Source organism: Bradyrhizobium macuxiense (assembly GCF_001542415.1).
Taxonomy (GTDB): Bacteria; Pseudomonadota; Alphaproteobacteria; order Rhizobiales; family Xanthobacteraceae; genus Bradyrhizobium; species Bradyrhizobium macuxiense.
The window spans coordinates 48,371-74,429 of the sequence record NZ_LNCU01000035.1 but is presented as its reverse complement, the minus strand read 5'-3'; the positions used below and the strand labels follow the sequence as shown (position 1 = coordinate 74,429).

The following is a 26,059-nucleotide window of genomic DNA, read 5'->3' as shown; positions in this document are numbered from 1 at the left end:
TATGGGTCCCGGCTTTCGCCGGGACGACGATCAAATTGCGGACGACGTCACGCCTTGTCGCCGGTCGGCGAGAACAGATAGCCGCCGCCCCGGATGGTGCGGATCACGGACGGCTTGGTCGGGTCGAATTCGATCTTGCGCCGGATGCGCATGATACGCAGGTCGACGGCGCGGTCGAAGGCTTCGGCGTCGCGCGCGTTGGCCAGTTCCAGCAGTCGCTCGCGCGACAGCACGCGCTTGGGGTTGGCCGCGAACACCTTCAGCAGGCCGAACTCGGACGCCGTCAGCGGGTGCTCATTGCCCTCGTCGTCGCGCAGTGCCTGGGCCTCGAGGTCGAGCCATTTGGTGCCGAACCGCACCAGCTGCTCCTTTTCAGCCTTCGCGCTTGCCGGTTCCGGTGCCGCCGGCTTCGCAGCTCCGCTTCGCCGCAGCACCGAGCGGATGCGCGCCATCAATTCACGCAATTCGCAGGGCTTTGCGACATAGTCGTCGGCGCCGATCTCGAGCCCCACCACCCGGTCGATCGGGCTGGCAGTGGCTGTCAGCATGATGACGGGGACGTTCATGCGGCTCTTGAGGTCGCGGATGATCGACAGCCCGTCTTCCTCGGGCATGTTGAGGTCCAGCACCACGAGATCGGGCGTGCAGTTCTCGATCTCCTTGCGCAGGCTCTTGCCGCCATCGCACAGCGTCACGCCAAAGCCGTGCATCTTGAGGTAATCGCCGACCATTTCGCGGGCCGGTGCCTCGTCGTCGACAATAAAGATATGTGGTGTCTGGCTCATGATGTCTCTGTCGCCGGCAATGTAACCGTAAAGGTCGATCCTTGTCCGGGGCCCGGGCTCTGCGCGGTCACATGGCCGCCATGCATGTCGATGATGCGCTTGACTATGGAAAGCCCGAGGCCGGTCGAACTCTCGCCCGCGGTCGGCTTGGCCGACAGCCGCTGGAACCGGCCGAACAGCCGCCCGAGGTCCTCCGGGCTGAGGCCGGGGCCCTGGTCGGCGACGCGGATCACGGTGTTGTCGCCCTCATGGCTGACCGCGACCGTGATCTTGCCGCCGATCGGCGAATATTTGATGGCGTTGCTGACGAGGTTGTCGATCGCCTCGCGGATCCGGTCGGCGTCGCACATGGTGACGAATTGCTGCGGCCCCGAGACCGCAATGCTCTGCTGCTTGTTGACGGCCGAGGGCAGGTTCGCCTCGGTCACCTCGTTGACGAGGGCCGCGACGTCGACCGGCTCGCGGCGGATGGTGATGTCGAAAGCGTCGGCCATCGCGTCCGAGATCAAATGATCGACCATCGAGGTCAGCCGTTTGGTGGCGTCCCTGATGTGCTCGACCTGCGCGGTGACGTTTTCCTTGGGCGAGCCGGCGCCGATCAGCTCGGTCAGCATCTCGGTGCGGCCGAGGATCACGCCGAGCGGATTCTTCAAATCGTGGGCAACGGTGCCGAGGATCTCGTTCTTGAAGCCGTTGGCGCGCTGCAGCCGCAGCCACTGCGCCGACAGCCGCCGGTTGGCCTGCGTCAGCGCGCGCGTCCGCTGTGCGACGCGGTCCTCGAGCTGCGAGTTGGCCTCGTGCAGTTGCTGGTAGAGGATCACGTTGTCGAATGCGATCGACAGCCGGCTCGAGAAGATCTCGACCAGCGCGCGGTCAGTATCGGAGAGCTGGCGTTCCGCCTGCAGCAGCACGACGACCTCGCGGCCGCTGCCGGTGCGCGAATAGAGCACGCTGCGATGATCGGCGAATTCGTTCTTGCGGCGCTGGAAGGCGGCTTCCACCATGTGCCGCAGATCCGGATCGAGCGCCCGCGACGAGGTGGTGCCGATGAAACGGCTGTAGCAGCCGGAGCAGGCCAGCACCGAGAAATCGGCCGTCGCCGCATTGCCGTCGTCGCGCAGCACCAGGATGCCGGCGCAATCGACATTGAGCAGCGAGGCGAGCTGGGTCAGCACGCCCTCGGCCAGCCGCTGCATCGACTTGAAGTCGTAGAGTGTCGAGGCGGCGTCGATGATGATCTCGAGCCCGCGCCGCGTCTGCACCATGCGCTCGAGCTGCTGGTAGCTGCGCAGCGCTGCGGTCAGCGAGGTGAACAGCTTGTCGGCGGTGAGCTCGGTCTTCGCCTTGTAGTCGTTGATGTCGTACTGGACGATGACGCGGCGTTCCGGCGCCTGTCCGGGCTGGCCGGTGCGCAAGATGATGCGCACGGTCTCGTTCCTGATCTCGTTGCGGATGTATTCGACGAGCTCGAGGCCGGCGACGTCGGTCTCCATGATGACGTCGAGCAGGACGGCCGCGATGTCGGGGTTGTCCCGCATCAGCGTGCGACCTTCGGCCGCGGAATAGGCCGAGAGGATTTCCAGCGTCGCGCCGTTCAGATTGTAGTCGCTCAGCGCGAAACGGGTGCCCTCGTGGACCGCGTGATCGTCGTCAATGACGGCGACCTTCCATTTGCGCGCCGGCGAATCCTCCGGGGGACTCTCGGTATCGTCGATCAGGTGGAGGACATCGTCCTGTTCGGCCATTGACTGGTTCCGTCGGCTGCTGCGTCAGTGATCGTGGGCTCGCCCTTGGCGATCCTGGGCATGATAATGCGAAAAGTGGTCCCTTGTCCTACCCTTGACTCCAGCATCATGCGTCCGCCGAGCTGCTGGGTGACCAGGTTGTAGACGATGTGCAGGCCAAGGCCCGTACCGCCCTCGTTGCGGCGCGTCGTGAAGAACGGATCGAACGCCTGCCGCTGCACTTCCGGTGTCATGCCGGCCCCGTCATCGGCGAAGATGATCTCGATATCGTCGGCGCCGCGTGCCCGCGCCGAGATCGTGATGATGCCGGAGCGTCCGCCCGCGAAGGCATGATTGACGGCGTTGAGGAAAAGATTGGTTAAGATTTGCCCATAGGCGCCGGGGTAGCCGTCGATCAGCAGGCCCTCGGGCACGTCGACCACCAGCGTGATGGCGGCCTTCTTCAGCACCGGCCGCAGGCTCGCGACGATCTGGTCGGTCGATTCGCTCAAGCCGAACTGCCGCCGCTCGGCGTGCGAGCGGTCGACGGCGACCTGCTTGAAGGACTGGATCAGCTCGCCGGCGCGCTGCAGATTGGCGACGAGCTGCTGCGATGCATCACGTGAGCTGCGAACGAATTCGTCGAGCTTCGAGCGGCGCAGCGGTCCGGACTTCAGCTCGCTTTCGAACGTCTCGGTGCGCCGGGCGAAGCTCGAGGCGACCGTCAGGCTGATGCCGATCGGATTGTTGACCTCGTGCGCGACGCCGGCAACGAGGCCGCCGAGCGCGGCGAGACGCTCGGCGTCGATCAGGTTCTGCTGCGCGGTGTTGAGCTCGAGCAGCGCCGACTCGGCCTTTTCCTTGGCGGAGCGCAGCTCGTCCTCGGTCTTGTTCTTGGCGATCGCATTCTCGCGGAACACCTCGACCGCGCGCGCCATCGCGCCCACTTCGTCCCTGGCCGACGTGCCCTGCACCGGGCGGTCGAGATCGCCCGATGTGATGGCGCGCATCGAGGCCATGATCTGCGCCAGCGGCAGCCGGATCGACAGCGCGATCAGCACGCCGGCGGACATGATGATGCCGAGGAAGATCACGGCGATCGATAGCACCCGGCGCGAGATCGAAGTGAGGGTCCGGTCGAAAGTTTCCTGCGCCTTCTGTTCGCGCTGGCGCATCTTGGTCGAAAGATCGTCGATCGCGCCGATCGCGTCGGCCTGGCTGGCGTCGATGGTGTTGCGCAACAGGTCGGTGCGGCTGGCAAGCTGCTCGCTCAGCTTGGTGAGCCCGTCGCGCAGTTCCGCGGTCTTGACCTTGAGTCGTGCCAGCGCCATGCGCTGCAGGTCGTTCTCGGCAAGATCGGTCATGATCGGGATCGTCTTCTCGATCGTGTCGGTGTTGCGGCGGGCTTCCTCGGCCGATTCCGGCGCGAGCGACAGATAGTAGGTGTTGGCAGCGACCAGCAGCGATGTGAATGCCTCGCGCGACTTGCCGAGCGAGGGCCAGATCAGCGCGTCGCGATGGCCGGTCGCGCCTTCGATGATCGAATACAGCCCGGCCATGTCCCTGGTCGGCGCCAGCACCTGCTCGTTGTAGGTCTTGGAGATCTTCGACTGCACGGCGCGCAATTCGCCGAAGCCGTCGAGGAAGCGGCTGGTGACGCGTTCGAGCTGCTCCACCGAGCCCGACAGCATCGGGTCGGTCGAGGCGCGCGTCGTCAGCGTGCCGAGCACGGCCTCGCGCAAGAGCAGGATCTCCGCGAACAGATCCGGACTGGGCTGATTGATGTAGCGATGGATCAGGTTTTGGAGGCGACTGGTCTCGCTCTCGAGATTGGCGAGGATCCTGTCGGATTCGCGCACCTGGCGGACGTCCTGCCAGGCCGAGCCGAGCACCTTGGAGCCGTTCCAGATCAGCACCGCGAGCACGATCACGACGGCGGAATTGAGCAACGCGATCGAGAGGATGCGCCAACGGATCGGAACCGACCGCAGCAACTGGACGATGCGGAAACGGCCCTGCGGCCCGAAACCTGGCCACCGCCTTGCATTCCCGTCCTGTTGCGTCGCTGCCAAGTTTCGGTCACTCCACCTTGCGGATACGTTCGATCAGTGCGGCCGTCGCGGGGTCGCGCTCGGCCTTGGCATAGATGCCGGCCATCGCGGCCTCGAACGGCTTACGGTCGAAATCGGTCACGATCTTGACGCCGGCTTCCTCCGCCCGCTTGCGCGAGCGCTCATCGAGCGCCTTCCATTTCTCGCGCATATAGAGGCTGGAGCGCTGTGCGGCTTCACGGAAGATTATCCGGTCGTCCGGAGAAAGGTTGTCCCAGGCCGTCAGCGACATCACCAGCACGTCGGGGCTCACCGTGTGCTGCGTCGGCGTGTAGTAGCCGGCATATTTATAGTGACCGGTGGTGACGAAGGACGGCCAGTTGTTCTCCGCACCGTCGATCAGCCCGGTGGTGAAGCCGGTCAAGACCTGGCCGTAGGGCAGCTCGACCGGCTCGGCGCCGAGCGCGCGGATCATGTCGGACATCTGCCTCGATTGCTGCACGCGCAAGCGCAGGCCCTTCAAGTCATCGAGCGAACGCACCGGGCGAACGCGGTTATAGATCGAGCGGGCGCCGGAATCGTAGTACGCGAGCCCGACGAAGCCATAGGCTTCCAGGCCGTTCAGGATCTCGCTGCCGATCGGCCCTTCCAGCACGCGCTGCAGGTGCTCGGGCGATCGAAACAGGAACGGCATCGCCAGCACGTTCACGCTGGGCACCATGGTCCCGATCAGCGCGATGTTGGTCCGGTTGAGATCGATGGCGCCGGCCCGGGTCTGCTCCAGCGTCTCCTTTTCCTCGCCGAGTTGGCGCGAAGGGAAGACCGTGATCCGATGCCGGCCGCCGGTGCGTTCGGTGATCAGGTGGCCCATGTAGTTCAATGCCTGAACGGTCGGATAATCCTCATTCTGGGTATCGGCCACGCGAAATTCGCGCGCAAACGCGCTCGCCGAAGCCGCCGTTAAGCACAGCGCGAAGACGAGCGTCATGGTCCGCGAAAGGCCGGCGCGGCGGTACACAGGCAACAATTCCCCTTGTGAATTGTGTCCAGGGCGGGAAGAAAAGGTTCAACACATTTTTAGCAGAAGGCCGCAGGATCGCCCATTGGCCAATCGTTAATTCCGCATTGCAACTAGCGGTATAGATTGAAACTCCTGACGCTGCGGCTTAAGACGGCGCATTGCAACCGGGAATAGCGCATCGTGAAATTCGGTTGGAAAGTCCTGCAGCTCGCCGCAGCGGCGGCCCTGCTGCTTGTATCGCCCGCGCAAGCCGCGACCGACGTCATGTGGTGGCATGCGATGTCGGGCGAACTCGGCAAGCAGGTCGAGAAGCTCGCCGCAGATTTCAACGCCTTGCAATCCGATTACCGGATCGTGCCGGTCTACAAGGGCAACTACACCGAGACCGTCACCGCCGCGATCTTCGCATTCCGCTCGCGCACCCAGCCCGCGATCGTTCAGGTCAACGAGATCGCCACCGCGACCATGATGGCGGCGCGCGGCGCGATCTATCCGGTGTTCGAATTGATGCGCGATCAGTCGGAGGCGTTCACGCCATCGGCCTATCTGCCCGCGGTGGCCGGCTATTACGCCGATGTCGACGGCAATCTGCTGTCGTTCCCGTTCAATGCCTCGACGCCGATCCTCTACTACAACAAGGATATGTTCCGCTCCGCCGGGCTCGATCCGCATGTACCGCCGAAGACGTGGGCCGATGTCGGCGTCGCGGCGAAGCGGCTGCGCGCGGCGGGCATGATGTGCGGGGTCACGACGTCGTGGCCGTCCTGGATCAACATCGAGAACTACTCCGCCTTCCACAATCTGCCGATCGCAACCAAGGCCAATGGTTTCGGCGGGCTGGACGCACAGCTGATCTTCAACAACCCGATCGTGGTGCGTCATATCGCGAGGCTCGCGGACTGGCAGACGACGAAGATCTTCGACTATAGCGGCCGCGGGCAGGCGGCCGAGCCGCGCTTCCAGAAGGGCGAGTGCGGCATCTTCATCGGTTCGTCGGGCACGCGTGCCGACATCAAGGCCAATTCCAAGTTCGAGGTCGGCTACGGCATGATGCCGTATGATCCCGACATCCAGGGCGCGCCGCAGAACTCGATCATCGGCGGCGCCACGCTGTGGGTGCTGCGCGAACGACCAGCGGCCGAATATGCCGGTGTCGCGAAGTTCTTCGCCTATCTGTCGCGGCCCGAGGTGCAGGCCGCCTGGCACCAGAACACAGGTTACCTGCCGGTCACCCGTGCCGCGTTCGATCTCAGCCGTGCGCAGGGCTTCTACGACCGCAATCCCGGCACCTCGATTTCGATCGAGCAGGTGACGCTGAAGCGGCCGACCGACAATTCGAAGGGCATCCGGCTCGGCTCGTTCGTCCTGATCCGCGACGTGATCGAGGAGGAGCTCGAGCAGGTCTTCTCCGGCAAGCGAACCGCGCAGGCTGCGATGGACAACGCCGTCGAGCGCGGCAACCGCCTGCTGCGCCAGTTCGAGCGCGCGAGCCCGGACCGGTGAGGGGCGGCGATAAATCTCGAAGCAATCCATTCGCTGTACAGGTGCCGCAATGGATTGCTTCGCGGAGCCTGTCATCGGGCGCGCATTCGCGCGACCCGTTGGCTCGCAATGACGGCGGTACATGACTGCTTCTCTTCCTTCCATCACCGACTACGACACCTATCGCGCCTGGCGCAGCGACAGCTCGCGCTGGCTGCCGGTCGCGCGCGATATCGCCGACGGTCATGGGCTGCGGTGTGACGCGCCGCATGTGTTCTCGACCGGCACGAATCTGGTCGTAGGATTCGGCGACGGACTGATTCTGAAACTCTTCCCGCCGTTCCTGCGCGCGCAATTCGTCTCCGAGCGCGCCACGCTGGCGCAGTTGCAGGGACGGCTCGGCATTCCGATTCCGGAGATCATCGCGGAAGGCGAGCGCGACGGCTGGCCCTATCTCGTCATCACTCGTCTCGCGGGGGTCGTCGGCTCGGAGGTGTGGCCGTCATTGCCGGAGGCGCAGAAGGAGCGGGTGCTCGCCGAGATCGGCGCCGTGATCGCGGCGATGCAGCGCGTGCCGCCAGGTGCGCTCTCAGGGACCGAGCCAAGCTGGGAAGTGTTCATGCGTGGGCGATCGCGCAGTGCCGCGCCCGCCACGAACGGCTGGGACTGCCGCAGAAGTTTCTCGCCGGGCTCGACGATCTCCTGCGCGATGCCCCCGAGCTGATCCCGATGAATACGCCGCCGGTGATCCTGGTCGGCGAGTACATCCCGGAGAACTTCCTGATGGCGCGGAGCGGTGACGGCTGGCATGTCGCCGGGCTGTTCGACTTCGGCGACGTGCTGACCGGCTGGGGCGAATACGACCTGCTCGGCCCGAGTGCCTTCATGGCCGCCGGCCATCCGCGCCGGGTGCGCAGCCTGTTCGACGGCTTCGGCATCGCGCGCCAGGACGTGACCTTTGCGCTGAAGCGGCGGCTGATGGCGCTGATGCTGCTGCACCGCGCGTCCGATCCGCTCAGGCACATCTGCATCGAGGGCTGGCCGGACAAGGTCGACGGCCTCGTGCAGTTGCAGGAGTTGGTCTGGCCCGACTGATGGCGTGCCCGCAAAATATGACTATTCTCTGGGCAGACGCAGTGTCTTGTATGCAGGAGGTAGCGCCCGGTGAGGTCCGGATCTGGGAGCCTGCGGGTTTTCCTTCCATATCTCATATGGTTAGGGAGGTGCCCGGCGAGCTGGCACAAGCCTTGCTGCGCCTGTTCCGGAGGCGGTGCGCGTGCCGGGTGTGATCTGCCCGAAGACGTACTGCGTGGATGAGGACGGAAGAAGAAGCATGACAGCAACGAATCCCGATCATCTCGACGACTATATCGACGCCGCGGCCCGGGCGATGGCGTTGCCGCTGGAAGACGGCTGGCGTCCTGCGGTGCGCGCCAATCTCGATGTGTCGCTGCGGCTGGCGCGGCTGGTCGACGAATTCCCGCTGCCGGACGACGCTGTATCGGCCGCCATCTATTCGGCCTGAGATCGCAATGTCCGACAATTCCGCTCAGATGTCCGCCGCCGAGATCGCGCAGGCGGTCGCAAGCCGCAAGCTGACTGCCGTTGCGGCGACAGAGGCCGCGCTCGCGCGCATTGCAGCCCACGACGGGATCCTCAACGCTTTTACCGACGTCACCGTCGAGCGCGCACGGGCCAAGGCTGCTGCGATTGACGCCGCGATTGCCGCCGGCCAACCGGTTGGCCCACTCGCCGGCGTGCCCTTCGCGGTCAAGAACCTGTTCGATGTGCAGGGCCTCTCGACCCGCGCCGGTTCCAAGATCAATCGCGACCTGCCGCCGTCGCCGCGCGACGCCACGCTGATCGAGCGAATGGAGGGCGCCGGCGCGGTGCTGGTCGGCGCGCTCAACATGGGCGAATACGCCTACGACTTCACCGGCGAGAACGTGCATGATGGCCCCTCGCGCAATCCGCACGATCCGACGCGGATGACCGGCGGCTCGTCGGGCGGCTCCGGCAGCGCCGTCGGCGGCGCGCTCGTGCCGATCGCTCTCGGCTCCGACACCAACGGCTCGATCCGCGTGCCGGCGTCGTTCTGCGGCATCTTCGGCCTCAAGCCGACCTATGGCCGGCTGTCGCGCGCGCGCTCCTATCCGTTCGTCGGAAGTCTCGATCATCTCGGCCCGCTCGCGCGCAACGTGACGGACCTCGCGCTGGCCTACGACGCGATGCAAGGCCCGGACGCCGATGACCCCGCCTGCGCCGCGCGGCCGGTCGAGCCGACGCTGCCCTCGCTGAGGGCTGATATCGGCGGACTGCGCATCGCGATCGCCGGCGACTATTTCCAGCAGCACGTCTTCCCCGAAGCGAAGGAGGCCGTGGCGCGCGTCGCAAAGGCGCTCGGCGCCACCCAGACGGTGGAATTGCCGGAAGCCGCGCGGGCCCGCGCCGCGGCCTACATCATCACCACCACCGAGGGCGCCTCGCTGCATCTCGATCGCCTGCGCAAGCGTCCCAATGATTTCGATCCCGCGGTGCGCGATCGCTTCATCGCCGGCGCGATGGTGCCGGCCGTCTATGTCGACAAGGCGCAGAAGTTCCGCCGCTGGTATCGCGCCAAGGTGCTGGAGCTGTTCAACTCGGTTGACGTGATCCTCGCGCCCGCCACGCCCTGCACCGCGCCGAAGCTCGGGCAGGTCAATTTCGTGCTCGATGGCGTCGAGCTTCCGGTGCGCGCCAATATCGGCATCCACACCCAGCCGATCTCCTTCATCGGTCTTCCCGTTGTCGCCGTGCCGGTGCCGCTGGAACCGATGCCGATCGGCGTTCAGCTCATCGCCGCGCCGTGGCGCGAGGACGTCGCGTTGCGGGTCGGATACGCGCTCGAACGGATGGGCGTTGCGACGGCACCTGCACCAAGGGGAATCTAGTATGGATATCGATCTTCCCGACGTCGTCGCCGAAGTCGCCGCGCAGTTCGCGCGCTACGAGACGGCGCTGGTGTCGAACGACGTCGCGGTGCTCGATGAGCTGTTCCGCGACGACAAGCGCACGCTGCGTTACGGCATCGGCGAGAATCTCTACGGCTATGACGAGATCATGGCATTCCGCGCCGCGCGCTCGCCGGTCGGGTTGATGCGCAAGATCGATCGCACCGTGATCACGACCTATGGCCGCGACACCGCGATCGCCTCGACGCTGTTCTACCGGGAAAGCGTGCCGGGCAAGGTGGGCCGCCAGATGCAGACCTGGATTCGCTGCTCGGAGGGATGGAGAATCGTCGCGGCCCATGTCAGCATCATCGATGAACCCAAGGTCGCTTGAACGGGGCGCTTGAGGCATGAGCCTGGACGATCTTCCAACGCGCACCCCGCAACCGGGCGCCGAGCCCCAAGGGTCCGTCCAAGGGCTCGTGCGCCGCGTCGATCGTCCGTCGTCGCTGCTGGACAAGATCACCCGCGCCGAGGAGCTCCGGCTGCAGCTCGCCGACGAGATCGTGCGCGGCACGCTGGCGCCGGGGGCTGCACTCGACGAGACCGAGATCGCGCGCCGCTTCAAGGTCTCGCGCACGCCGGTGCGGGAGGCGCTACGGCAGCTCGCGGCCAGCGGCCTGGTCGATGCTCGCGCGCATCGCGGCGCGGTGGTGGCGCGGCCATCGCTTGACAGGCTCAGCGGCATGTTCGAGGCGATGGCGGAGCTCGAAGCGATGTGCGCCGGGCTTGCCGCCGAGCGCATGACGCCGGCAGAACGCCACGCTTTGGAGGCGGTCCACGAGGAGCTGCGCGGGCTGAGCTATAGCGGCAATCCGGAGCGCTTCCATGAGGTCAACGAGCGCTTCCACAACGCGATCTATGCGGGATCGCAGAATGCCTATATCGCCGAGATGACGTTGGCCACGCGGGTGCGCGTGCAGCCGTTCCGCCGCGCCCAGTTCCGCAACCTCGGCCGTCTCGCCAAGTCCCACGCCGAGCACGACCGCGTCGTGGTCGCCATCATGCGCGGCGACAAGGCGGGCGCAGCGGCTGCGATGCGCGCCCATATCGAGCAAGTGCGCGGCGAGTATGAGATCTATGCAGTGTCAGTGTAGCCCTCTTACCTCGCCCCGCTTGCGGGGAGAGGTCGGATCGCATCGAAGATGTGATCCGGCTGAGGGGGTACAGGTCTAGCCAAGCACATTGCTCGCGGAGAGAGGCCCCTCACCCCCGCCCTCTAAGACCGAGCTTCGCTCGTCTCGACCCCGCAAGCGCGGGGCGAGGGAGCATGGTCCCGTCGCCGCTATGTCCGTCCCGCCACGAAGGCCCGCCAGCCGCCATAGGCCGAAATATCCTTGGCGCCGTTGATCGCGGCAGGCTCGACGATGAAGCCTTTGGCCTCGCGTCCATCGGCGAGCCTGATGGTGCCGATCGACAGCGGCGGCGGGATCGCGGCGACGAATGTGCCGAACGCTTTGGGTGACATCGCCCAGAGTTCGAGCTTGATCGATGCGCCCGTGCCAGCGTCGATGCGCAGCATGCCGGGTTTTGATGGCACGGTGTCGAGCGCAAAAAGCTTGTAGTCGGGCGCGGTGGCGGCCTCTTCGAGCAAGCGTGCATCGAGCGCGGTGAGTTCGCCATTCAGCGCCATGCCGGAAAGGTGCGCGCCGACCACCGCGATGGCGATCTCGTCGCGATCGACGTCCGTCGGCGCAGCGGCAAGCGGCGGCTGCGGCAGTGCCTTGGCACCGACCGGAAGCCCGGTGTCGGCATGGAAGACACGGCCGATGCCGGCAAGCTCCGCATCACGGCCGGCGGGCGCCAGCAGCGTGATGCCGAACGGCGCGCCGTCGGGCCGCATCGCCGCGGGGATGGCGAGGCCGCAGAGATCGAGCAGGTTGACGAAATTGGTGTAGGTGCCGAGCCGCGAGTTGAGCTCGACCGGATTGGCCAGCACCTGCGCGGTGGAATAGACCGTTGGGGCCGTCGGCAGCACGATCGCTTCGAGTTGCGCGAAGGCGCGCTCGGCGGTCCGGCGCAGCGCCTGCAGGCGATAGAGCGCGGCGAAGGTGTCGGCGGCGGTGAGCCGCGATCCGGCCGCGGTGATTTCGCGTGTCACCGGATGGATCGCCTCGGGCGCCGATGCCAAGAGGTCGCGGATCACGAGGTAGCGCTCGGCGACCCACGGTCCCTCATACAAGAGCCGCGCGGTCTCGTAGAACGGCTCGAGGTCGAATTCGACGAGATTGACGCCAAGCGCCTGCCAGCGCTTCAGCGCCTCGCCGTAGGCTTTCTCAAACTCCCGATCGCCGAAGAAGATCAGTTGTCCGCTGCGGGGAATGCCGAGCTTCACCTTGGCCGGGAATGCCGCGACGGTGCCGAGCGGCCGGTCGCGCGAGAACGGGTCGGCGCTGTCGGGCCCGGCCATCACCGCAAGCGCCGTCATCGCGTCGTCGACCGTGAGCGAGAACACCGAGACGCAGTCGAGCGTCCGGCAGGCCGGCACCACACCGGCGGTCGAGATCAGCCCGAGACTCGGCTTCAGGCCGACGATGTTGTTGAGCATTGCCGGCACGCGGCCGCTGCCCGCGGTGTCGGTGCCGAGTGCGAGCGGCACCAGGCCGGCGGACACCGCGACCGCCGAGCCCGAGCTCGATCCGCCCGGCACGAGATCGTCGCGCACCGGATTCCTGGGAACGCCGTAGGGCGAACGCACGCCGACCAGGCCGGTGGCGAACTGATCGAGATTGGTCTTGCCGATGATGATGGCGCCGGCCGCGCGCAGCCTTGCCACCACCGTGGAGTCCTGGGCCGGCATATAAGAGAAAGCGGGGCAGGCAGCGGTGGTCGGCAGGCCCTTAACGTCGATATTGTCCTTCACCGCGACCGGCACGCCATACAGCGGCAGCGTCGGGTCCGTCAGCCGCCCGGCCTCCGCGAGCGCATCGGTCTCGTCGCGCAGGCTGATGAAGATCGCGGGATCGTTGTGGTCGCGGATACGCTGGTAGCTGCGCGCCACGGTTTGCGCCGGCGTCATGGTGCCGGCGCGGTGCGCGGCGACGATCGCAGCGACAGTTTCAGTCACGTGGTGGCCCCGTCTGTTGAGCGGTGAGGCATCCGTGCCTCCGCGAGGGAATTGCCGCGTGATCGAAGCAAGCCGTGTGCCATTGTGTACAATCCGCCGGCGCTCGCGCCTCAGCAGATTATTGTATAATATCAGCTGGTTGAATGATCACTCCGAGCCGACACTAAGCTGGCCGTCCGATGTATATGCCTAATTCTTGGGCGGTCAGGTGAAGCGGGCGAGGATCTGCAGCAGCCGTTCGCGGTTCTCCTTGCCGATCTTCTCGGCGACGTGCCGCTCGTGCTCGGCGGCGAGCCGCTTGAACTGCGCCAGCGCCGCCTTGCCGCGCGCGGTCAGGTGCAGCGCATGGGAGCGGCGGTCGGTGGCGGAGGCGCTGCGGCTGACGAAATTGCGCCGCTCGAGGCTGTCGAGCAGATGTACCAGCCGGGCGCGTTCGATCCCGAGCCGCTTCGCCACTGCCATCTGGCTCAAGCCCGGATTGGCACCGATCACGGTCATCACCGAATACTGCGTCGGGCGGATGTCGGCCTCGGCGAGCGTCTTGATGAAGTCCTGGAAGATCCAGAGCTGGAAACGACGTACGGCGTAGCCGGCGTGACCGGCCAGCGCGTCGAGGCCGATCTCGCGCTCCGGGGTGGCGATATCGGCGCCGCCGTTCGCTGTCCGCAGCGTGGAGCGGCGGATTGTCGTTTCCGATCGTGTCGCCTTGCGCAGGGCCTGTTGCTTCCTCGCCATGATCAGATGCTAGCGCGCCGCCGCCGCGAGGGAAAGATTGATGTTGACGACAACAATTGGTGTCCGCAACATTATGGGCAAAGAGCCCGGCCGGGATCCGCTGCATGTTGCTGCCGCGCGATCTCGGCACAGACGGCTGAGGAGGAAACCATGACGATGGCCGCCGCCAGCGGAGAGAATCCGAGCAGCCTGTTCGCGACACCCGCGATCGTTGCCGACCGGCGCGCGGACGGCAGCATCCTGGTCCGCTCCACCGTGCCGCTGAAGGACTTTGCCCGTTGCATCGGCGACTGGCTGGAGCATTGGGCGCGGCAGGCGCCGGATCGCATCTTCCTCGGCGAGCGCGCTCATGCCGATGCGCCATGGACCACCGTCACCTATCGCGATGCGCTCAAGACCGTGCGCGCGGCGGCATCCTGGGTGCTGGCGCAAGGGCTCAGCGCCGAACGGCCGCTCGTCATCCTCTCCGACAACAGCATCGATCACGCGCTGTTCGCGCTTGGGGCGCAGCATGTCGGTGTGCCATCGGCTGCGATCTCGCCGGCCTATTCGCTGATGTCACGGGATTTCGACAAGCTGAAGAGCATGATCACGCTGCTCGATCCCGGCGCGGTCTATGTCGCGGGCACCAAGCCGTTCGCGGCGGCACTGGCTGCGATCGCGCCGCTGCACCGGGCGACCATCGTCAGCGGCAATCCCGACGATGCCGACGCGCTGCCGTTCCGCAGCATCGCGGCGACGCCGGAAGCGCCAGAGGTCGCGAAGGCCTTCGCCGCGGTGACGCCGGATACGATCGCGAAATTCCTGTTCACCTCAGGCTCGACGGGCACGCCGAAGGCTGTGATCAACACCCAGCGTATGCTGACCTCGAGCCAGCAGGCCAAGGCGCAGACCTGGACGTTCCTCGAAGACAGCCGCGACGAGCTAGTCATCCCGGATCACCTCGTGATCCCGGATCACCTCGTGATCCTGGACTGGCTGCCCTGGAGCCACACCTTCGGCGCCAACCACAATTTCAACCTGGTGCTGCGCAACGGCGGCACGCTCTATATCGACGGCGGCAAGCCCGCGCCCGGCCTGTTCGCAACCTCGCTCGCCAATCTGCGCAGTGTGGTGCCGACGGTCTATTTCAATGTGCCGCGCGGTTTCGACATGCTGATCGCGGCGCTGCGGACGGACGAAGAGCTGCGCCGCAGGTTCTTCGAGGGCACCAAGTTCGCCTTCTATGCGGGCGCGGCGCTGCCGCAGAATCTCTGGGATGCACTGGAGGAGCTGTCGCTGCAGACCGTCGGGCGGCGCTTGCCGATGGTTTCGGCCTGGGGCTCGACCGAAACCTCGCCGCTCGCCACCGATTGCCACTTCCTGGCCAAACGCTCCGGCAATATCGGCGTGCCGATATCAGGCACCGAGCTGAAGCTGGTGCCGTCGGGCGACAAGCTGGAAGTGCGGGTGCGCGGCCCGAACGTCACGCCGGGCTACTGGAAGGCGCCAGAGCTCACCGCGCAGGCCTTCGATGAGGAAGGGTTCTACCTGATCGGCGACGCCGTCACCTTCGCCGATCCGGATAGGCCAGAGCTCGGCCTGTTCTTCGACGGCCGCGTCGCGGAGGATTTCAAGCTCAATTCCGGCACCTGGGTCTCGGTCGGCACGCTGCGCGTCGCCGGCATCACCGCGCTGGCGCCGCTGGCGCAGGACATCGTGGTGACCGGCCATGGCCGCGACGAGGTCCGCTTCCTGGTGTTCCCGAACATCGCCGCCTGCCGCGCGGTGGCCGGGATGCCCGAGAGCGCCAGCGCCGGGGACGTGATCGGCCATGCCGGCGTTCGCAGCGCGATCGCGCAGGGGCTCGCAAAACTGAAGGCGCAAGGCGGCCATTCCTCGGGCCATGCCAGCCGGGCGCTGCTGCTGGCCGAGCCCGCCTCCGTCGACGGCGGCGAGATCACCGACAAGGGCTACACCAACCAGCGCGCCGTGCTGACCCGCCGCGCGGCGGCGGTCGCGCTGCTGGAGGACGATGCGTCGGCGGAGCCGATTGCAGCGGGTGAGATCGTCCCATCCGCACCTTGGAGCGCAGGTTGAGCCGCATTGGGCGGGGTGGGGGTCTTTCCACGAGTCATATTGAGGAGGGAGCACCCGCATCGCATCTTGTGATGCGATCCGACCTAAGAGCGAGCTTCGCTCGTCTCGACCCCGCAGGCGGGAGAGGTGCAACAAGCTAGCGGATCGTGCGCCGCCTATAATGTTGCTTGGACCATCGTCATGCCGTTCGATCCATCGGCATCTTGGTCACCACCCCTCCCCAAACAGTTCCCGCCTGCTTCCTCCCGCCGCGCCGCACACGTCCGGCTTTTTAGTTGCCACAGCAACTAAGCTGTGCGAGTTTCGCTCCCACAGGGCAGGCCGGTCAACGGCGCCGCATGTCTGGGAGGACAAATCTTGCGCAGCACGGCGCAAACAGCACGGATGATCGTCGAAGGCTTGGGGCAAGCCGCGGCTGCGCCGGATGGCGCGTCCGGCAGGGCCGTGCGCTCAGTTCGTGCTTTGCCCGGTCACGGTGCCGAGGTTCTCGTGCAACCGGCCCAGCAGGCCGATCAGCACCTCGCGCTCGTCCTTCTTCAGGCAGGACAACAGCCGGCGCTCGCGCTCCAGCGCCGCGACGATGACCTTGTCGTGGACGGCGCGGCCGCGGGCGGTCAGGGTGATCGCATGGGTGCGGCCGTCGTCCGGCGCGGTGCGGATCGTCAGCAGCCCGCGCTTTTGCATCGCCGCGAGATTGCGGCTGACCGGCCCCTTGTCGAAGCCGATGACGTGGCAGATCCGCGAGGCCGGAATGCCCGGCTCGATCGCAAGCTGCGATATGATGCGCCACTCGGTGACGTTGACGCCGAAATTCTTCTGGTAATAGGCCGTCGCGCTGTTCGACAATTTGTTGGCGATGAAGGTGATGAGCGCCGGAACATAGCGGCTGAGGTCGAGCAGCGGGCCGTTGGCGGCCTCTGCGGGATCGGCCGGTTTCGGCCGGCGGGACTTTCGGGGAAGGGGCTGACTGCTCATCTCTCGAATCATCGCTGCGAAACCGTCCGGGAGCAATAGACATGCGCCCTGTATTGACAAGATCAAACCTTGGGAGGTCCCGATGACTGCCACAGCCAGTACGTCCGTCCCGCATCTCGACTTCGACCCGTTCGCGCTCGACTTCTTCGCCGACCCGTTCCCGACCCATGAGCGGCTGCGCGAGGCCGGGCCGGTGGTCTATCTCGACAAATGGAACGTCTATGGCGTGGCGCGCTATGCCGAGGTCCATGCGGTCCTGAACGACCCCGCGACGTTCTGCTCCAGCCGCGGCGTGGGCCTGAGCGACTTCGCCAGGGAGAAGCCGTGGCGTCCGCCGAGCTTGATCCTGGAGGCCGATCCGCCCGCCCATACCCGGACCCGTGCGGTGCTGAGCACGGTGCTGTCGCCGACCGTGATGAAGCAGCTTCGCGGGCGATTTGCCGCCGCTGCGGAAGCCTGTGTCGATACGCTGCTGGAGAAGCGCAGGTTCGATGCGATCGCGGACCTTGCGGAAGCCTATCCGCTGTCGATCTTCCCGGATGCGCTTGGCCTGAAGCCCGAAGGTCGCGAGCATCTGCTGCCCTACGCGAGCCTGGTGTTCAACGCCTTCGGCCCGCCGAACCGGCTCCGCGAGGAGGCGATCGAGCGCTCGGCGCCGCATCAGGCCTATGTCGCCGAGCAGTGCCAGCGCGACAATCTCACCCCGGGCGGCATCGGCGCCTGCATCCATGCCCATGTCGACGACGGCGCCATTACCGCGACCGAGGCACCGCTCCTGGTGCGCTCGCTGCTGTCGGCCGGTCTTGATACGACCGTCAACGGCATCGGCGCTGCCGTCTATTGCCTGGCGCGCTTCCCCGACCAGCTGCAAAAACTGCGCGACGATCCGACGCTGGCGCGCAACGCCTTCGAGGAAGCGGTGCGGTTTGAAAGTCCGGTCCAGACCTTCTTCCGCACCACCACCCGCGACATCGAGCTCAGCGGTGCCAGAATCCCGGAAGGCGAGAAGGTGCTGATGTTCCTCGCCGCGGCCAATCGTGATCCGCGCCGCTGGGACAAGCCCGACACGTACGACATCACGCGTCGCACCTCGGGCCATGTCGGTTACGGCTCNGGGCATCCATATGTGCGTCGGCCAGCTCGTCGCCCGCCTCGAAGGCGAGGTGATGATGGCAGCGCTGGCGCGCCGCGTTGCCAGGATCGAAATCACCGGGGAGCCAAGGCGGCTTTTCAACAACACGCTGCGCGGGCTGGCCAGCCTGCCGGTCGAGATCACGCCGGCCTGACGGAAAACTTCAGGTCGGCAATCGGCTGGCCAAGGAACGAGGAAACGGAGGGGATATGATGAGGGGCTTTGGGGTGGGTCTGGCGCTGGCATTGGCCTGCGCCGCAGGGAGCGCACGCGCGGAGATTTCCGATCACGTGGTGCGGATCGGCGTGCTCAACGACATTTCCGGCATCTTCCAGGACACCAACGGCATGGGTTCGGTGGAAGCCGCGCGCATGGCGGCGGAGGATTTCAACGGCGGCGGCAAAGGCATCAAGGTCGAGATCGTCTATGCCGATCACCAGAACAAGGCCGATGTGGGCTCGGCGATTGCGCGCAAATGGCTCGACGTCGAGGGCGTCGATGCCATCGTCGACGTGCCGAACTCGGCCGTCGGGCTCGCCGTCAACACCATCCTGCGCGACAGTAGGATGACGTTCCTGGCGTCGTCGACCGCAAGCTCGGATCTCACCGGCAAGGCCTGCTCGCCCAACACCATTCAATGGGTCAACGACACCTGGGCCACCGGCAACACCACAGCAGCCGCGATGATGCAGCGCGGCGGCAAAGACTGGTATTTCGTCACAGTGGACTATGCACTCGGCAAGGGCATCGAGGCGGAGGCGACCAACTATATCGAGCATCACGGCGGCAAGGTGCTGGGCTCCAGCAAGCATCCGCTCGGTACCTCGGATTTCGCCTCCTTCCTGCTGCAGGCGCAGAACTCCAAGGCCAAGGTGATCGGCCTAGCCAACGCCGGCGGCGACACCATCAACGCGGTGAAGCAGGCGGCCGAGTTCGGCATCCAGCAAAGCGGCCAGACCATGGTGGCGTTCCTGTTGTTCGTGAACGACATCCACGGCATGGGCCTGAAGGTCGCGCAGGGCCTGCAGCTGCTCGAGGCGTTCTACTGGGACATGGACGACGACACCCGCGCATTCGCCAGGCGCTTCGCCGCGCGCCCCGGCATGAACGGCAAGATGCCGAGCGGCAACCAGGCCGGCGTCTACGCCTCGACGCTCGCCTATCTCAATGCGGTTGCCGCTACCGGCAGCGACGACGCCAAGATGGTCGTGCCGCAAATGAAGACCTTCAAGGGCAAGGACAAACTGTTTGGCGACGTCACCATCCGCCAGGACGGCCGCGTCATTCATCCGATGTATCTGTTCGAGGTGAAGAAGCCGGAGGAGTCGAAGTACCCCTATGATTATTACAAGCTGATCGCGACCATCCCGGCCGATCAGGCGTTCCGGCCGATGGCGGATGGCGGCTGTTCGTTGGTGAAGTGACGCTGTTGCCGCGGTCTCGGTCAGCCTCGCCCCGCGTGCGGGGAGAGGCCGGATCGCATCGATAGATGCGATCCGGGTGAGGGGAACTCTCCGCGAGTTGCGCTCGTGGATGGAGCCCCTCACCCCAACCCTCTCCCCGCAAGAACGGGGAGAGGGGGAGGACCTACGCCGCCTTCACCGCTCCATCCTTGGCCTTCACGCGCGCCAGCATCTCGGCTGCCATCATCACATGTGCCGTGGAGAACGCCAGGATCGTCAGCGTGGCGCGGTGCACTTGCTCGGCGGACATCGCGCCCTGGCCGACATCGGGATAGTCGAACGTCCCCGTCGCATCGGACAGGAACACGACCCTGTAATTGTGGAACATGGCGTCGCGCGCGGTGGCGTGGCAGCAGTTCTCGGTCGTCGTGCCTGAGATGATGACCGTCGTGATGCCCCATTCGCGCAGGATCAGGTCGAGGTCGGTCGAGAAGAATGCGCTGTAGCGGTGCTTCTTGATGACGTGCTCGCCCGGCGCCGGCGCCAGGTCGTTGAAGATCTCCACGCCCTCGCTGCCGTCGACCAGCGACGAGCGGTCGGCGATCGGCGAATAGAGGTCGTCGTAAAGCCCCATGTCGCTGCCGTCGCGGCGATGGACATGGGCGGTGTAGATGACGCGGATGCCCTTGTCGCGGCAAGTCTTCAGGGTCTGCGCCAGCCGTGGCACCATGGCGGCGGCCTGGGCGGAGCGCAGCTTGGCGCCGTCGGCCACGAAATCGTTCTGCATGTCGACAACGATCATGACGGTCCTGGCGGGATCGATGATGTCGCATTGATAGGGCATGGGTGGTCTCCTCTCCTGTCAGGAGATCGTCTCTACATCGGCCGCGGCGGACGGTCTTGGCTGGGCTTGCCAATCGATGGCCTCTGCTTGCCAGAACCGGGAGGCGGACGCAGAATGGCTGCAGCCGGGTTGAGCGGGAGCATCGTCCAGTGCAGGCCCACCATCACACAGTCGCGGTCGAGCCGGGTGACAGCTTCGATCGCTGGCATCACGTCACCTGCCGCGAGTTCTCGCTGACCGAATGTCGCCGCCTCGCGGACGACGCGTTTGAGGCGTCGATCGCGATCCACCATTTCGGCCCGCTTGTGATCAACGACATCTGGTCGAAGACCGCGGACGCCGACCGCATCAGGGTGATGCGCAGTCCGGGCGACACAAGGAAGGACTCGCGCGATTATTTCATGCTGTGGCTCACGCTCTCCGGCGAGGTCAGCTTTGCGCAGAACGGGCGAGACGCGCAGATGGGCCGTGGCGACCTGATGCTGCACGACCAGGCGCAGCCCTTCGCGCTCGAATTCGCGCCTCGGGCTCACGCGATCATGGTTTCGATCCCGCGGCCGCTGCTGGTGTCGCGCCTGCCTGATGCGTATCGCCTGACCGCACGGCGGATCGGCCGCGAGTCGAAAGTCGGTGCGCTGGCGGGGTCATTCATCCGGCAACTGATGCGCTTCGGCGATGACGCCGGGCCTGCGGCCGTCAGGCTCGGCGCCGCGGCGCTCGACATCTTTGCGACCGCGCTGCAAGCCGAGCTGACCGACGACACGCCGCGGCGCGGCGATGAGCGGCTGGCACGGGTCAAGGCCTACATCGTGGCGCATCTCGACGATCCCGAGCTCGATCTCGATGCGATCGCCGCCGCACAGAACATGGCGCCGCGCACCCTCAATCGCCTGTTCGCACGCGAGGGGACGACGCCGATCCGCTGGCTCTGGCAGCAGCGCCTCGCCGGTGCCTACAGTGCGCTCGCCGAGCAGCGCTTCGCGCACGTCACCGACGTCGCGCTCTCATTCGGCTTCAGCGACGTCTCGCATTTCAGCCGCGCCTTCAAGGCGGCGTTCGGACGCTCGCCGCATCTTGTGATTCCGTCATCCTGAGAGGCTCACCCGGCGGCGCAAGCGCGCCGCAAGGCTCGCACCTCCAGCGACAAAGGCGAAGCCTTTGCGGGGGGATGACGGGACAGAGATTGCGCGCGTAGCCCAAGGGGTAAAGCTACTGCCCCACCTTGCTGCTGCCCTGCGTGATCAGCCGCGCGGCGCGCTGGTCGCGGGTGTGGATCCAGAGCCAGTTCATCGCCACCGCAATCCGGTGGCGCACGCCGATCAGGAAGTAGATGTGGGCGAGGCCCCAGATCCACCATGCCAATGAGCCGCGCAGCTTGAGCCAGCCGAAATCGATCACCGCCTTCTTCTTGCCGATCTGCGCGAGGCTGCCGGCATGCTTGTAGCGGAACGGCGGCAGGGTCTTGCCGTCGAGCCGGGCCTTGATCAGTGCGGCGACATAGCGCCCCTCCTGCTTGGCGGCCGGCGCGATGCCGGGCACCGGATTGCCGTCCGGTCCTTTGATGGTGACGGTGTCGCCGACCGCGAAGACGTCAGGATGACCGGGCACGGTGAAATCGGGCTCGACCTGCAGCCGATGGGCGCGGTCGGCGGGCGCGTTCAGCCACTCGGCGGCGCGTGAGGCGCGCACGCCGGCGGCCCAGACGATGGTGCGTGCTTCCAGCCTCTTGCCGCCGAACACCACGCCGTCGGCCGAGCATTCCGTGACCGGCTCGCCCAGCATCACCTCGACGCCGAGTTTTTCCAGCGACGCTTGCGCATAGGCCGAGAGATCGTCCGGGAAGCCGGCCAACACGCGCGAGCCGGCCTCGATCAGCACCACGCGCGCCTTGCGTGTGTCGATGTGGCGGAAGTCGTTCGGCAGCGTGTCCTTGGCGAGGTCGGCGATGGTGCCGGCCATCTCGACGCCAGTCGGCCCGGCGCCGATGATGACGAAGGTCAGCAGCGCCGCGCGCCCGTCCGGATCGGTCTCGCGCTCGGCGCGCTCGAACGCGACCAGGATGCGTCGCCGCAGCGTGGTCGCATCCTCCAGCGTCTTCAGGCCGGGCGCGAACGGCTCCCATTCGTCATGGCCGAAATAGGCGTGGCGCGCGCCGGTGGCGAGGATCAGCGTGTCGTAGGGAATGCTGCCGCCGTCGTCGAGCTGCACCTGCTTTCCCGCCGCGTCGACGCCGCAAACATTGGCGAACAGCGTCGTCACTTCGGGCCGGTCGCGCAAGAGATAGCGGATCGGCCAGGCGATCTCGCTGGTAGCGAGCGATGCGGTCGCGACCTGGTAGAGCAGCGGCTGGAACAGATGATGGTTGCGGCGGTCGATCAAGGTGATTTCGACCAGCGCGCCCTTGAGACCGAAGGCGGCTTCCAGCCCGCCGAAGCCGGCGCCGACAATCACCACGCGATGAGGTTTGGCCGGCGCTTGCGTCATCTGATGTCGCCCTCGGTTTCGAACGGCTTCGTCGTCTCATTATGTATTCATTCGTGGCCTCATTCCAATACGGATTGCTTGATCGCCCGATAGCAAAACCCAATCGCTGACAACCTCACGCATCCTGTGGCGCGGCCGCTGCAACGACCCGTCGCCGCATCGGCAGGAACAGCCCCGCGACCGCACCGGCCAGCGACAGCGTCGCGGCGAGACTCATCGCCGCGGCGAATCCGCTCGCGAAATGAACGGCAGAATCGGCGGCGCCATTCGCCGAGAAGTTCGCCACCAGTGCCGCGATGCCGAACATCCCGCCGAGGAAGCGGCCCATGTTGAAGACCCCCGAGGCTTTGCCGATCTCCGTGACCGCGACCGCGCTCAGCACCGCGTTCTGCGCCGCCGGCATCGCCATCGACACGCCGACGCCGGCCAGCACCAGCGGCGCGGCCAGCGCGGAATAGGAGATGGTCGGGCTCACGACCTCGCTGATCCAGCCGAGGCCGATCGCCTGCATCAGCAGGCCCGTCACCACCAGCGGCCGCTCACCGAACCGGTTGACGACTGCGCCAGCGACCGGCGCGGTGACGAACAGCGTCGCGGTCCAGGGCAGCAGGCGCAGCCCGGCGCCGAAGGCGTCGAAGCCGAGCGTGGTCTGCAGGAACTGCGGCAGCAGGAACAGCACGCCGTACATCGCGGCATAGAACAGCACGCTGGCAGCAATGCCCGACGCAAAGGCACGCGACGCGAACAGCCGCATCGGCACCATCGGGCTTGTCGTGCGCAGTTGCCACAGCACGAAGCCGACCGCGAACATGACGCCGGCGGTCAGCGTGCCCATCACCTCGGTGCTCGTCCACCCGACGGCATTGCCGCGCAACAGGCTCCAGACCAGCGCCAGCGCCGCGACCGCAACCAGCGCCAGCCCGGTGATATCGAGCGGCGCGGCCGGGCCGAAGCTTTCCCGCAGGCGCGCCAGCACCATTGCGATCACGATCAGGCCGATCGGCAGGTTGATCCAGAAGATCCAGCGCCAGCCGAGATGGGTGGTGATAAAGCCGCCGATGGCGGGGCCGATGATCAGCGCGCATCCGGTGATGCCGCTGAAAATGCCGAGCGCGCGGGCGCGCTCCTCCCGGCCGAAGGCGCCGCTCAGGATCGCCATCGCCAGCGGCATCACCAGCGCAGCTCCGGCGCCCTGCAACGCGCGGGCGGCGATCAGCGCCTGCGCATTGCCGGCCAGCGCGCAAGCCGCGGATGCAACCACGAACAGGGCGATCCCGGTTGCGAACATCCGGCGTCGCCCGAAGCGGTCGCCGAGCGCAGCCCCGGTCAGCAGCAGCACCGCGAAGGTCAAATTGAAGGCGTTGACGGTCCATTGCAGCGTCTCCACCGAACTGCCGAAATCGGCGCGGATGGTCGCGAACGCCGTCGTGATGATCATGGCGTCGAGCGCCATCATGAAGGATGCCAGCGCGGTGACGCTGAGCACCCAATGCTGCTCGGCGCGAGAGATCGGGGTCTGCATGGTTGCTCTCCATTGCCGCGCCGCCCTGTTGCGGCGCGCTTCGCCGCCAAGACGAGGCGGGAGCGGCAAAGGATGCGGCCCAAGAATATTTTTGCCGGACCGCATCCTTTGGCGGCCGGCAAACGTCCTTGGGGGGACGACAACCCTCATCCCAAGGAGCGACCCATGAGACGAACCCTGATCAGGTACAAGGCCAAGCCGGAGATGGCGGACAGGAATGCCGAGCTGGTTTCGGCTGTTTTTGCAGAGCTGAAGGCGGCGCGGCCGGACGGCGTGCGCTATCTGACGCTGCGCCTGGAAGACGACACCTTCGTGCATATTGTCGAGGCCGCGGCCGAGGACGGCTCAACGCCGATCCCGAAACTTGCGGCGTTCCAGGCATTCCAGGATGGTATCCGCGACCGCTGCACCGAGCCGCCGCTGCTGCGCAGTGCCAGCATCGTCGGCAATTACCGTATGCTGGAGGAATCCTGATCGGGTTCGGAGTGGAATGATGTCAGCATCGCCTGTCGTCGATATCAGCGAGCATCTTTCGGCATTGCGTCCGAAGCTGCATCGCTATTGCGCGCGCATGGTCGGCTCGGTGATCGACGGCGAGGATGTGCTGCAGGACGCGCTGATCAAGGCGGTGGAGGCCTTCGCTTCCGCCGCCCCGATCCAGAACGTGGAAGCCTGGCTGTTTCGGATCGCCCACAACACCGCGCTCGACTTCCTCAGGCGGCGCAATCGCCAGGAAGCACTCCGTTCGCCGGAGGAGGTGGACATGATGGCCGGAGAGCTCGATGACGTCACGCGCCGCGAGATCGCGGCAAGCAGCCTGCGCACCTTCATGCGCCTGCCGGTGGCGCAGCGCGCCAGCGTAATCCTGATGGATGTGCTCGGCTGCTCATTGCAGGAGGTCTGCGGCATCATGGATTTCAGCCTGCCTGCGGTGAAGGCGGCGCTGCATCGCGGACGCACTCAGCTTCGTGAGTTCGCCAGCGAGCCGGACGATGCGCCGCGGCCCGGCCTGTCGGAAGCCGATCGCGTTCGGCTGAACGCCTATGTCGGCCGCTTCAACGCCCGCGACTTCGACGCCATCCGCGCCATGATCGCCGACGACATCAGGCTCGAGCTCGTCAACCGCACCAGGCTGAACGGCAAGGCCGAGGTGTCGCGCTACTTCACCAACTATTCCAAGGTCAGCGACTGGCATCTGGTGCCGGGGCAGGTCGAGGGCCGTCCCGCGATCCTGGTGTTCGACCCGAACCAGGCGAATGCCCCGCCGGTGTCGTTCATGCTGCTCGACTGGTCCGCCGACAAGGTCGCCGCCATCAGGGACTTCCGCCACGCGCCCTACGCCATCGACGGCGCGGAGTGGGCAGTGGATGGGGGGTAGTTTCGCCACGCGATAATCGACAATTGCGAGCGAAGCAATCCATCATTCCGTGCATGCTGCGGCATGGATTGCTTCGCTGCGCTCGCAATGACGCCGTAGACGCAATGGGTGCGATCGGCACCTGGCTTTCCCTGCGCCTTTTGCTTCCTAAGCGGGTTGGAAAGGGACGAAAACCTCGGACGGTTCACGTCGCGAGAACGTAAAGCTGTGTCCGATCCACATCTGTCATCGTCCGGCCTTGTGCGCAATTGCGCACCAGGACCGGGCGATCCAGTACGCTGCGGCCCCTCGGCTCAAGCATCGTCGTCTCTGGGATACTGGATCACCCGCATGCGCCGGTGATGACAGCGCGACTAGCTGTTTGACAGTTGAATCGGATCTCAACCC

At 66.0% G+C, this 26,059-nt stretch carries 20 protein-coding genes and 3 pseudogenes; 13 read left to right on the top strand and 10 right to left on the bottom strand.

Features of this window, described 5'->3' with window-relative positions:
* Positions 1-47 precede the first annotated feature (47 nt).
* From AS156_RS09435 to AS156_RS09420, 4 genes are all read right to left on the bottom strand, one after another.
* Complete coding sequence (locus AS156_RS09435; protein WP_066503078.1) at positions 48-785, bottom strand: response regulator; 738 nt, start codon at positions 783-785, stop codon at positions 48-50.
* The gene (locus AS156_RS09430) at positions 782-2,530 is read right to left on the bottom strand and encodes an ATP-binding response regulator (protein ID WP_066503076.1); all 1,749 of its coding nucleotides are present in this window, start codon (positions 2,528-2,530) and stop codon (positions 782-784) included. The genes AS156_RS09435 and AS156_RS09430 overlap by 4 nt, the downstream gene beginning before the upstream one ends.
* Positions 2,500-4,503, bottom strand: coding sequence for a sensor histidine kinase (locus AS156_RS09425; protein WP_201456016.1), 2,004 nt, complete (start codon positions 4,501-4,503; stop codon positions 2,500-2,502). Before AS156_RS09425 ends, AS156_RS09430 begins: the two co-directional genes overlap by 31 nt.
* Before the next feature lie 85 nt (positions 4,504-4,588).
* The gene (locus AS156_RS09420) at positions 4,589-5,584 is read right to left on the bottom strand and encodes a TRAP transporter substrate-binding protein (RefSeq protein ID WP_066503185.1); all 996 of its coding nucleotides are present in this window, start codon (positions 5,582-5,584) and stop codon (positions 4,589-4,591) included.
* 198 nt (positions 5,585-5,782) lie between these two features.
* Between AS156_RS09420 and ugpB the strand changes: the two genes are divergently transcribed.
* From ugpB to AS156_RS09390, 6 genes and pseudogenes are all read left to right on the top strand, one after another.
* Complete coding sequence (gene ugpB, locus AS156_RS09415) at positions 5,783-7,084, top strand: sn-glycerol-3-phosphate ABC transporter substrate-binding protein UgpB (RefSeq protein ID WP_430641789.1); 1,302 nt, start codon at positions 5,783-5,785, stop codon at positions 7,082-7,084.
* Positions 7,085-7,205: 121 nt separating this feature from the next.
* Positions 7,206-8,158: pseudogene (locus tag AS156_RS45750) on the top strand (phosphotransferase).
* Between the two features lie 238 nt (positions 8,159-8,396).
* On the top strand, positions 8,397-8,588 hold the full coding sequence (locus AS156_RS09405; RefSeq protein WP_066503070.1) for a DUF4089 domain-containing protein: 192 nt from the start codon (positions 8,397-8,399) through the stop codon (positions 8,586-8,588).
* 7 nt (positions 8,589-8,595) lie between these two features.
* A complete protein-coding gene (locus AS156_RS09400) occupies positions 8,596-9,993 on the top strand; it encodes an AtzE family amidohydrolase (protein ID WP_245312656.1) in 1,398 nt (465 codons plus the stop codon).
* A 1-nt stretch (position 9,994) separates the two neighbouring features.
* A complete protein-coding gene (gene hpxZ / locus AS156_RS09395; protein ID WP_066503068.1) occupies positions 9,995-10,387 on the top strand; it encodes an oxalurate catabolism protein HpxZ in 393 nt (130 codons plus the stop codon).
* A gap of 16 nt (positions 10,388-10,403) precedes the next feature.
* A complete protein-coding gene (locus tag AS156_RS09390; protein WP_066503067.1) occupies positions 10,404-11,150 on the top strand; it encodes a GntR family transcriptional regulator in 747 nt (248 codons plus the stop codon).
* A 188-nt stretch (positions 11,151-11,338) separates the two neighbouring features.
* On the opposite strand, the gene atzF is transcribed toward AS156_RS09390, so the two are convergent.
* Both atzF and AS156_RS09380 read right to left on the bottom strand, forming a co-directional pair.
* On the bottom strand, positions 11,339-13,120 hold the full coding sequence (atzF, locus tag AS156_RS09385; protein WP_066503065.1) for an allophanate hydrolase: 1,782 nt from the start codon (positions 13,118-13,120) through the stop codon (positions 11,339-11,341).
* A gap of 204 nt (positions 13,121-13,324) precedes the next feature.
* Positions 13,325-13,855, bottom strand: coding sequence for a MarR family winged helix-turn-helix transcriptional regulator (locus AS156_RS09380; protein ID WP_082747401.1), 531 nt, complete (start codon positions 13,853-13,855; stop codon positions 13,325-13,327).
* 150 nt (positions 13,856-14,005) lie between these two features.
* Between AS156_RS09380 and AS156_RS09375 the strand changes: the two genes are divergently transcribed.
* Complete coding sequence (locus tag AS156_RS09375) at positions 14,006-15,934, top strand: feruloyl-CoA synthase (protein WP_430641788.1); 1,929 nt, start codon at positions 14,006-14,008, stop codon at positions 15,932-15,934.
* 450 nt (positions 15,935-16,384) lie between these two features.
* On the opposite strand, the gene AS156_RS09370 is transcribed toward AS156_RS09375, so the two are convergent.
* Positions 16,385-16,909 carry a MarR family winged helix-turn-helix transcriptional regulator gene (locus AS156_RS09370; protein WP_066503171.1) on the bottom strand — a complete coding sequence of 175 codons (525 nt, stop codon included), beginning with the start codon at positions 16,907-16,909 and terminating at the stop codon, positions 16,385-16,387.
* A gap of 82 nt (positions 16,910-16,991) precedes the next feature.
* Between AS156_RS09370 and AS156_RS09365 the strand changes: the two are divergent.
* From AS156_RS09365 to AS156_RS09360, 3 genes and pseudogenes are all read left to right on the top strand, one after another.
* Positions 16,992-18,022: pseudogene (locus AS156_RS09365) on the top strand (cytochrome P450); the annotation flags it as partial.
* 1 nt (position 18,023) lies between these two features.
* Positions 18,024-18,195, top strand: a pseudogene (locus tag AS156_RS44145) (cytochrome P450); the annotation flags it as partial.
* 58 nt (positions 18,196-18,253) lie between these two features.
* Positions 18,254-19,465, top strand: a complete 1,212-nt coding sequence (locus tag AS156_RS09360; protein ID WP_066503169.1) for an ABC transporter substrate-binding protein — start codon at positions 18,254-18,256, stop codon at positions 19,463-19,465.
* 163 nt (positions 19,466-19,628) lie between these two features.
* Here AS156_RS09360 and AS156_RS09355 read toward each other — a convergent pair whose 3' ends face one another.
* On the bottom strand, positions 19,629-20,288 hold the full coding sequence (locus AS156_RS09355; protein ID WP_066503062.1) for an isochorismatase family protein: 660 nt from the start codon (positions 20,286-20,288) through the stop codon (positions 19,629-19,631).
* Between the two features lie 149 nt (positions 20,289-20,437).
* Between AS156_RS09355 and AS156_RS09350 the strand changes: the two genes are divergently transcribed.
* Entirely contained in the window at positions 20,438-21,382 is a 945-nt protein-coding gene (locus AS156_RS09350; protein ID WP_066503060.1) for an AraC-like ligand-binding domain-containing protein, read from the top strand.
* A 115-nt stretch (positions 21,383-21,497) separates the two neighbouring features.
* Here the strand turns inward: AS156_RS09350 and AS156_RS09345 are convergent, their stop codons facing one another.
* Both AS156_RS09345 and AS156_RS09340 read right to left on the bottom strand, forming a co-directional pair.
* The gene (locus tag AS156_RS09345) at positions 21,498-22,772 is read right to left on the bottom strand and encodes an NAD(P)/FAD-dependent oxidoreductase (RefSeq protein WP_066503057.1); all 1,275 of its coding nucleotides are present in this window, start codon (positions 22,770-22,772) and stop codon (positions 21,498-21,500) included.
* 115 nt (positions 22,773-22,887) lie between these two features.
* On the bottom strand, positions 22,888-24,294 hold the full coding sequence (locus AS156_RS09340; protein WP_066503054.1) for a DHA2 family efflux MFS transporter permease subunit: 1,407 nt from the start codon (positions 24,292-24,294) through the stop codon (positions 22,888-22,890).
* A 165-nt stretch (positions 24,295-24,459) separates the two neighbouring features.
* On the opposite strand from AS156_RS09340, the gene AS156_RS09335 reads away from it, so the two are divergent.
* Positions 24,460-24,768: a hypothetical protein gene (locus AS156_RS09335; RefSeq protein ID WP_066503052.1), complete on the top strand. Its 309-nt coding sequence runs from the start codon at positions 24,460-24,462 to the stop codon at positions 24,766-24,768.
* A 19-nt stretch (positions 24,769-24,787) separates the two neighbouring features.
* Positions 24,788-25,672: a sigma-70 family RNA polymerase sigma factor gene (locus AS156_RS09330; protein ID WP_066503167.1), complete on the top strand. Its 885-nt coding sequence runs from the start codon at positions 24,788-24,790 to the stop codon at positions 25,670-25,672.
* Positions 25,673-26,059: the final 387 nt, after the last annotated feature.

What these genes read in the sequence shown, in the direction of transcription:
- AS156_RS09435 (WP_066503078.1), bottom strand. Translation starts at nt 785, where the DNA reads ATGAGCCAGACACCACATATCTTTATTGTCGACGACGAGGCACCGGCC.
- AS156_RS09430 (WP_066503076.1), bottom strand. Translation starts at nt 2,530, where the DNA reads ATGGCCGAACAGGACGATGTCCTCCACCTGATCGACGATACCGAGAGT.
- AS156_RS09405 (WP_066503070.1), top strand. Translation starts at nt 8,397, where the DNA reads ATGACAGCAACGAATCCCGATCATCTCGACGACTATATCGACGCCGCG.
- AS156_RS09400 (WP_245312656.1), top strand. Translation starts at nt 8,596, where the DNA reads ATGTCCGACAATTCCGCTCAGATGTCCGCCGCCGAGATCGCGCAGGCG.
- hpxZ (WP_066503068.1), top strand. Translation starts at nt 9,995, where the DNA reads ATGGATATCGATCTTCCCGACGTCGTCGCCGAAGTCGCCGCGCAGTTC.
- AS156_RS09390 (WP_066503067.1), top strand. Translation starts at nt 10,404, where the DNA reads ATGAGCCTGGACGATCTTCCAACGCGCACCCCGCAACCGGGCGCCGAG.
- AS156_RS09380 (WP_082747401.1), bottom strand. Translation starts at nt 13,855, where the DNA reads ATGGCGAGGAAGCAACAGGCCCTGCGCAAGGCGACACGATCGGAAACG.
- AS156_RS09375 (WP_430641788.1), top strand. Translation starts at nt 14,006, where the DNA reads ATGACGATGGCCGCCGCCAGCGGAGAGAATCCGAGCAGCCTGTTCGCG.
- AS156_RS09370 (WP_066503171.1), bottom strand. Translation starts at nt 16,909, where the DNA reads ATGAGCAGTCAGCCCCTTCCCCGAAAGTCCCGCCGGCCGAAACCGGCC.
- AS156_RS09360 (WP_066503169.1), top strand. Translation starts at nt 18,254, where the DNA reads ATGAGGGGCTTTGGGGTGGGTCTGGCGCTGGCATTGGCCTGCGCCGCA.
- AS156_RS09355 (WP_066503062.1), bottom strand. Translation starts at nt 20,288, where the DNA reads ATGCCCTATCAATGCGACATCATCGATCCCGCCAGGACCGTCATGATC.
- AS156_RS09345 (WP_066503057.1), bottom strand. Translation starts at nt 22,772, where the DNA reads ATGACGCAAGCGCCGGCCAAACCTCATCGCGTGGTGATTGTCGGCGCC.
- AS156_RS09340 (WP_066503054.1), bottom strand. Translation starts at nt 24,294, where the DNA reads ATGCAGACCCCGATCTCTCGCGCCGAGCAGCATTGGGTGCTCAGCGTC.
- AS156_RS09335 (WP_066503052.1), top strand. Translation starts at nt 24,460, where the DNA reads ATGAGACGAACCCTGATCAGGTACAAGGCCAAGCCGGAGATGGCGGAC.
- AS156_RS09330 (WP_066503167.1), top strand. Translation starts at nt 24,788, where the DNA reads ATGTCAGCATCGCCTGTCGTCGATATCAGCGAGCATCTTTCGGCATTG.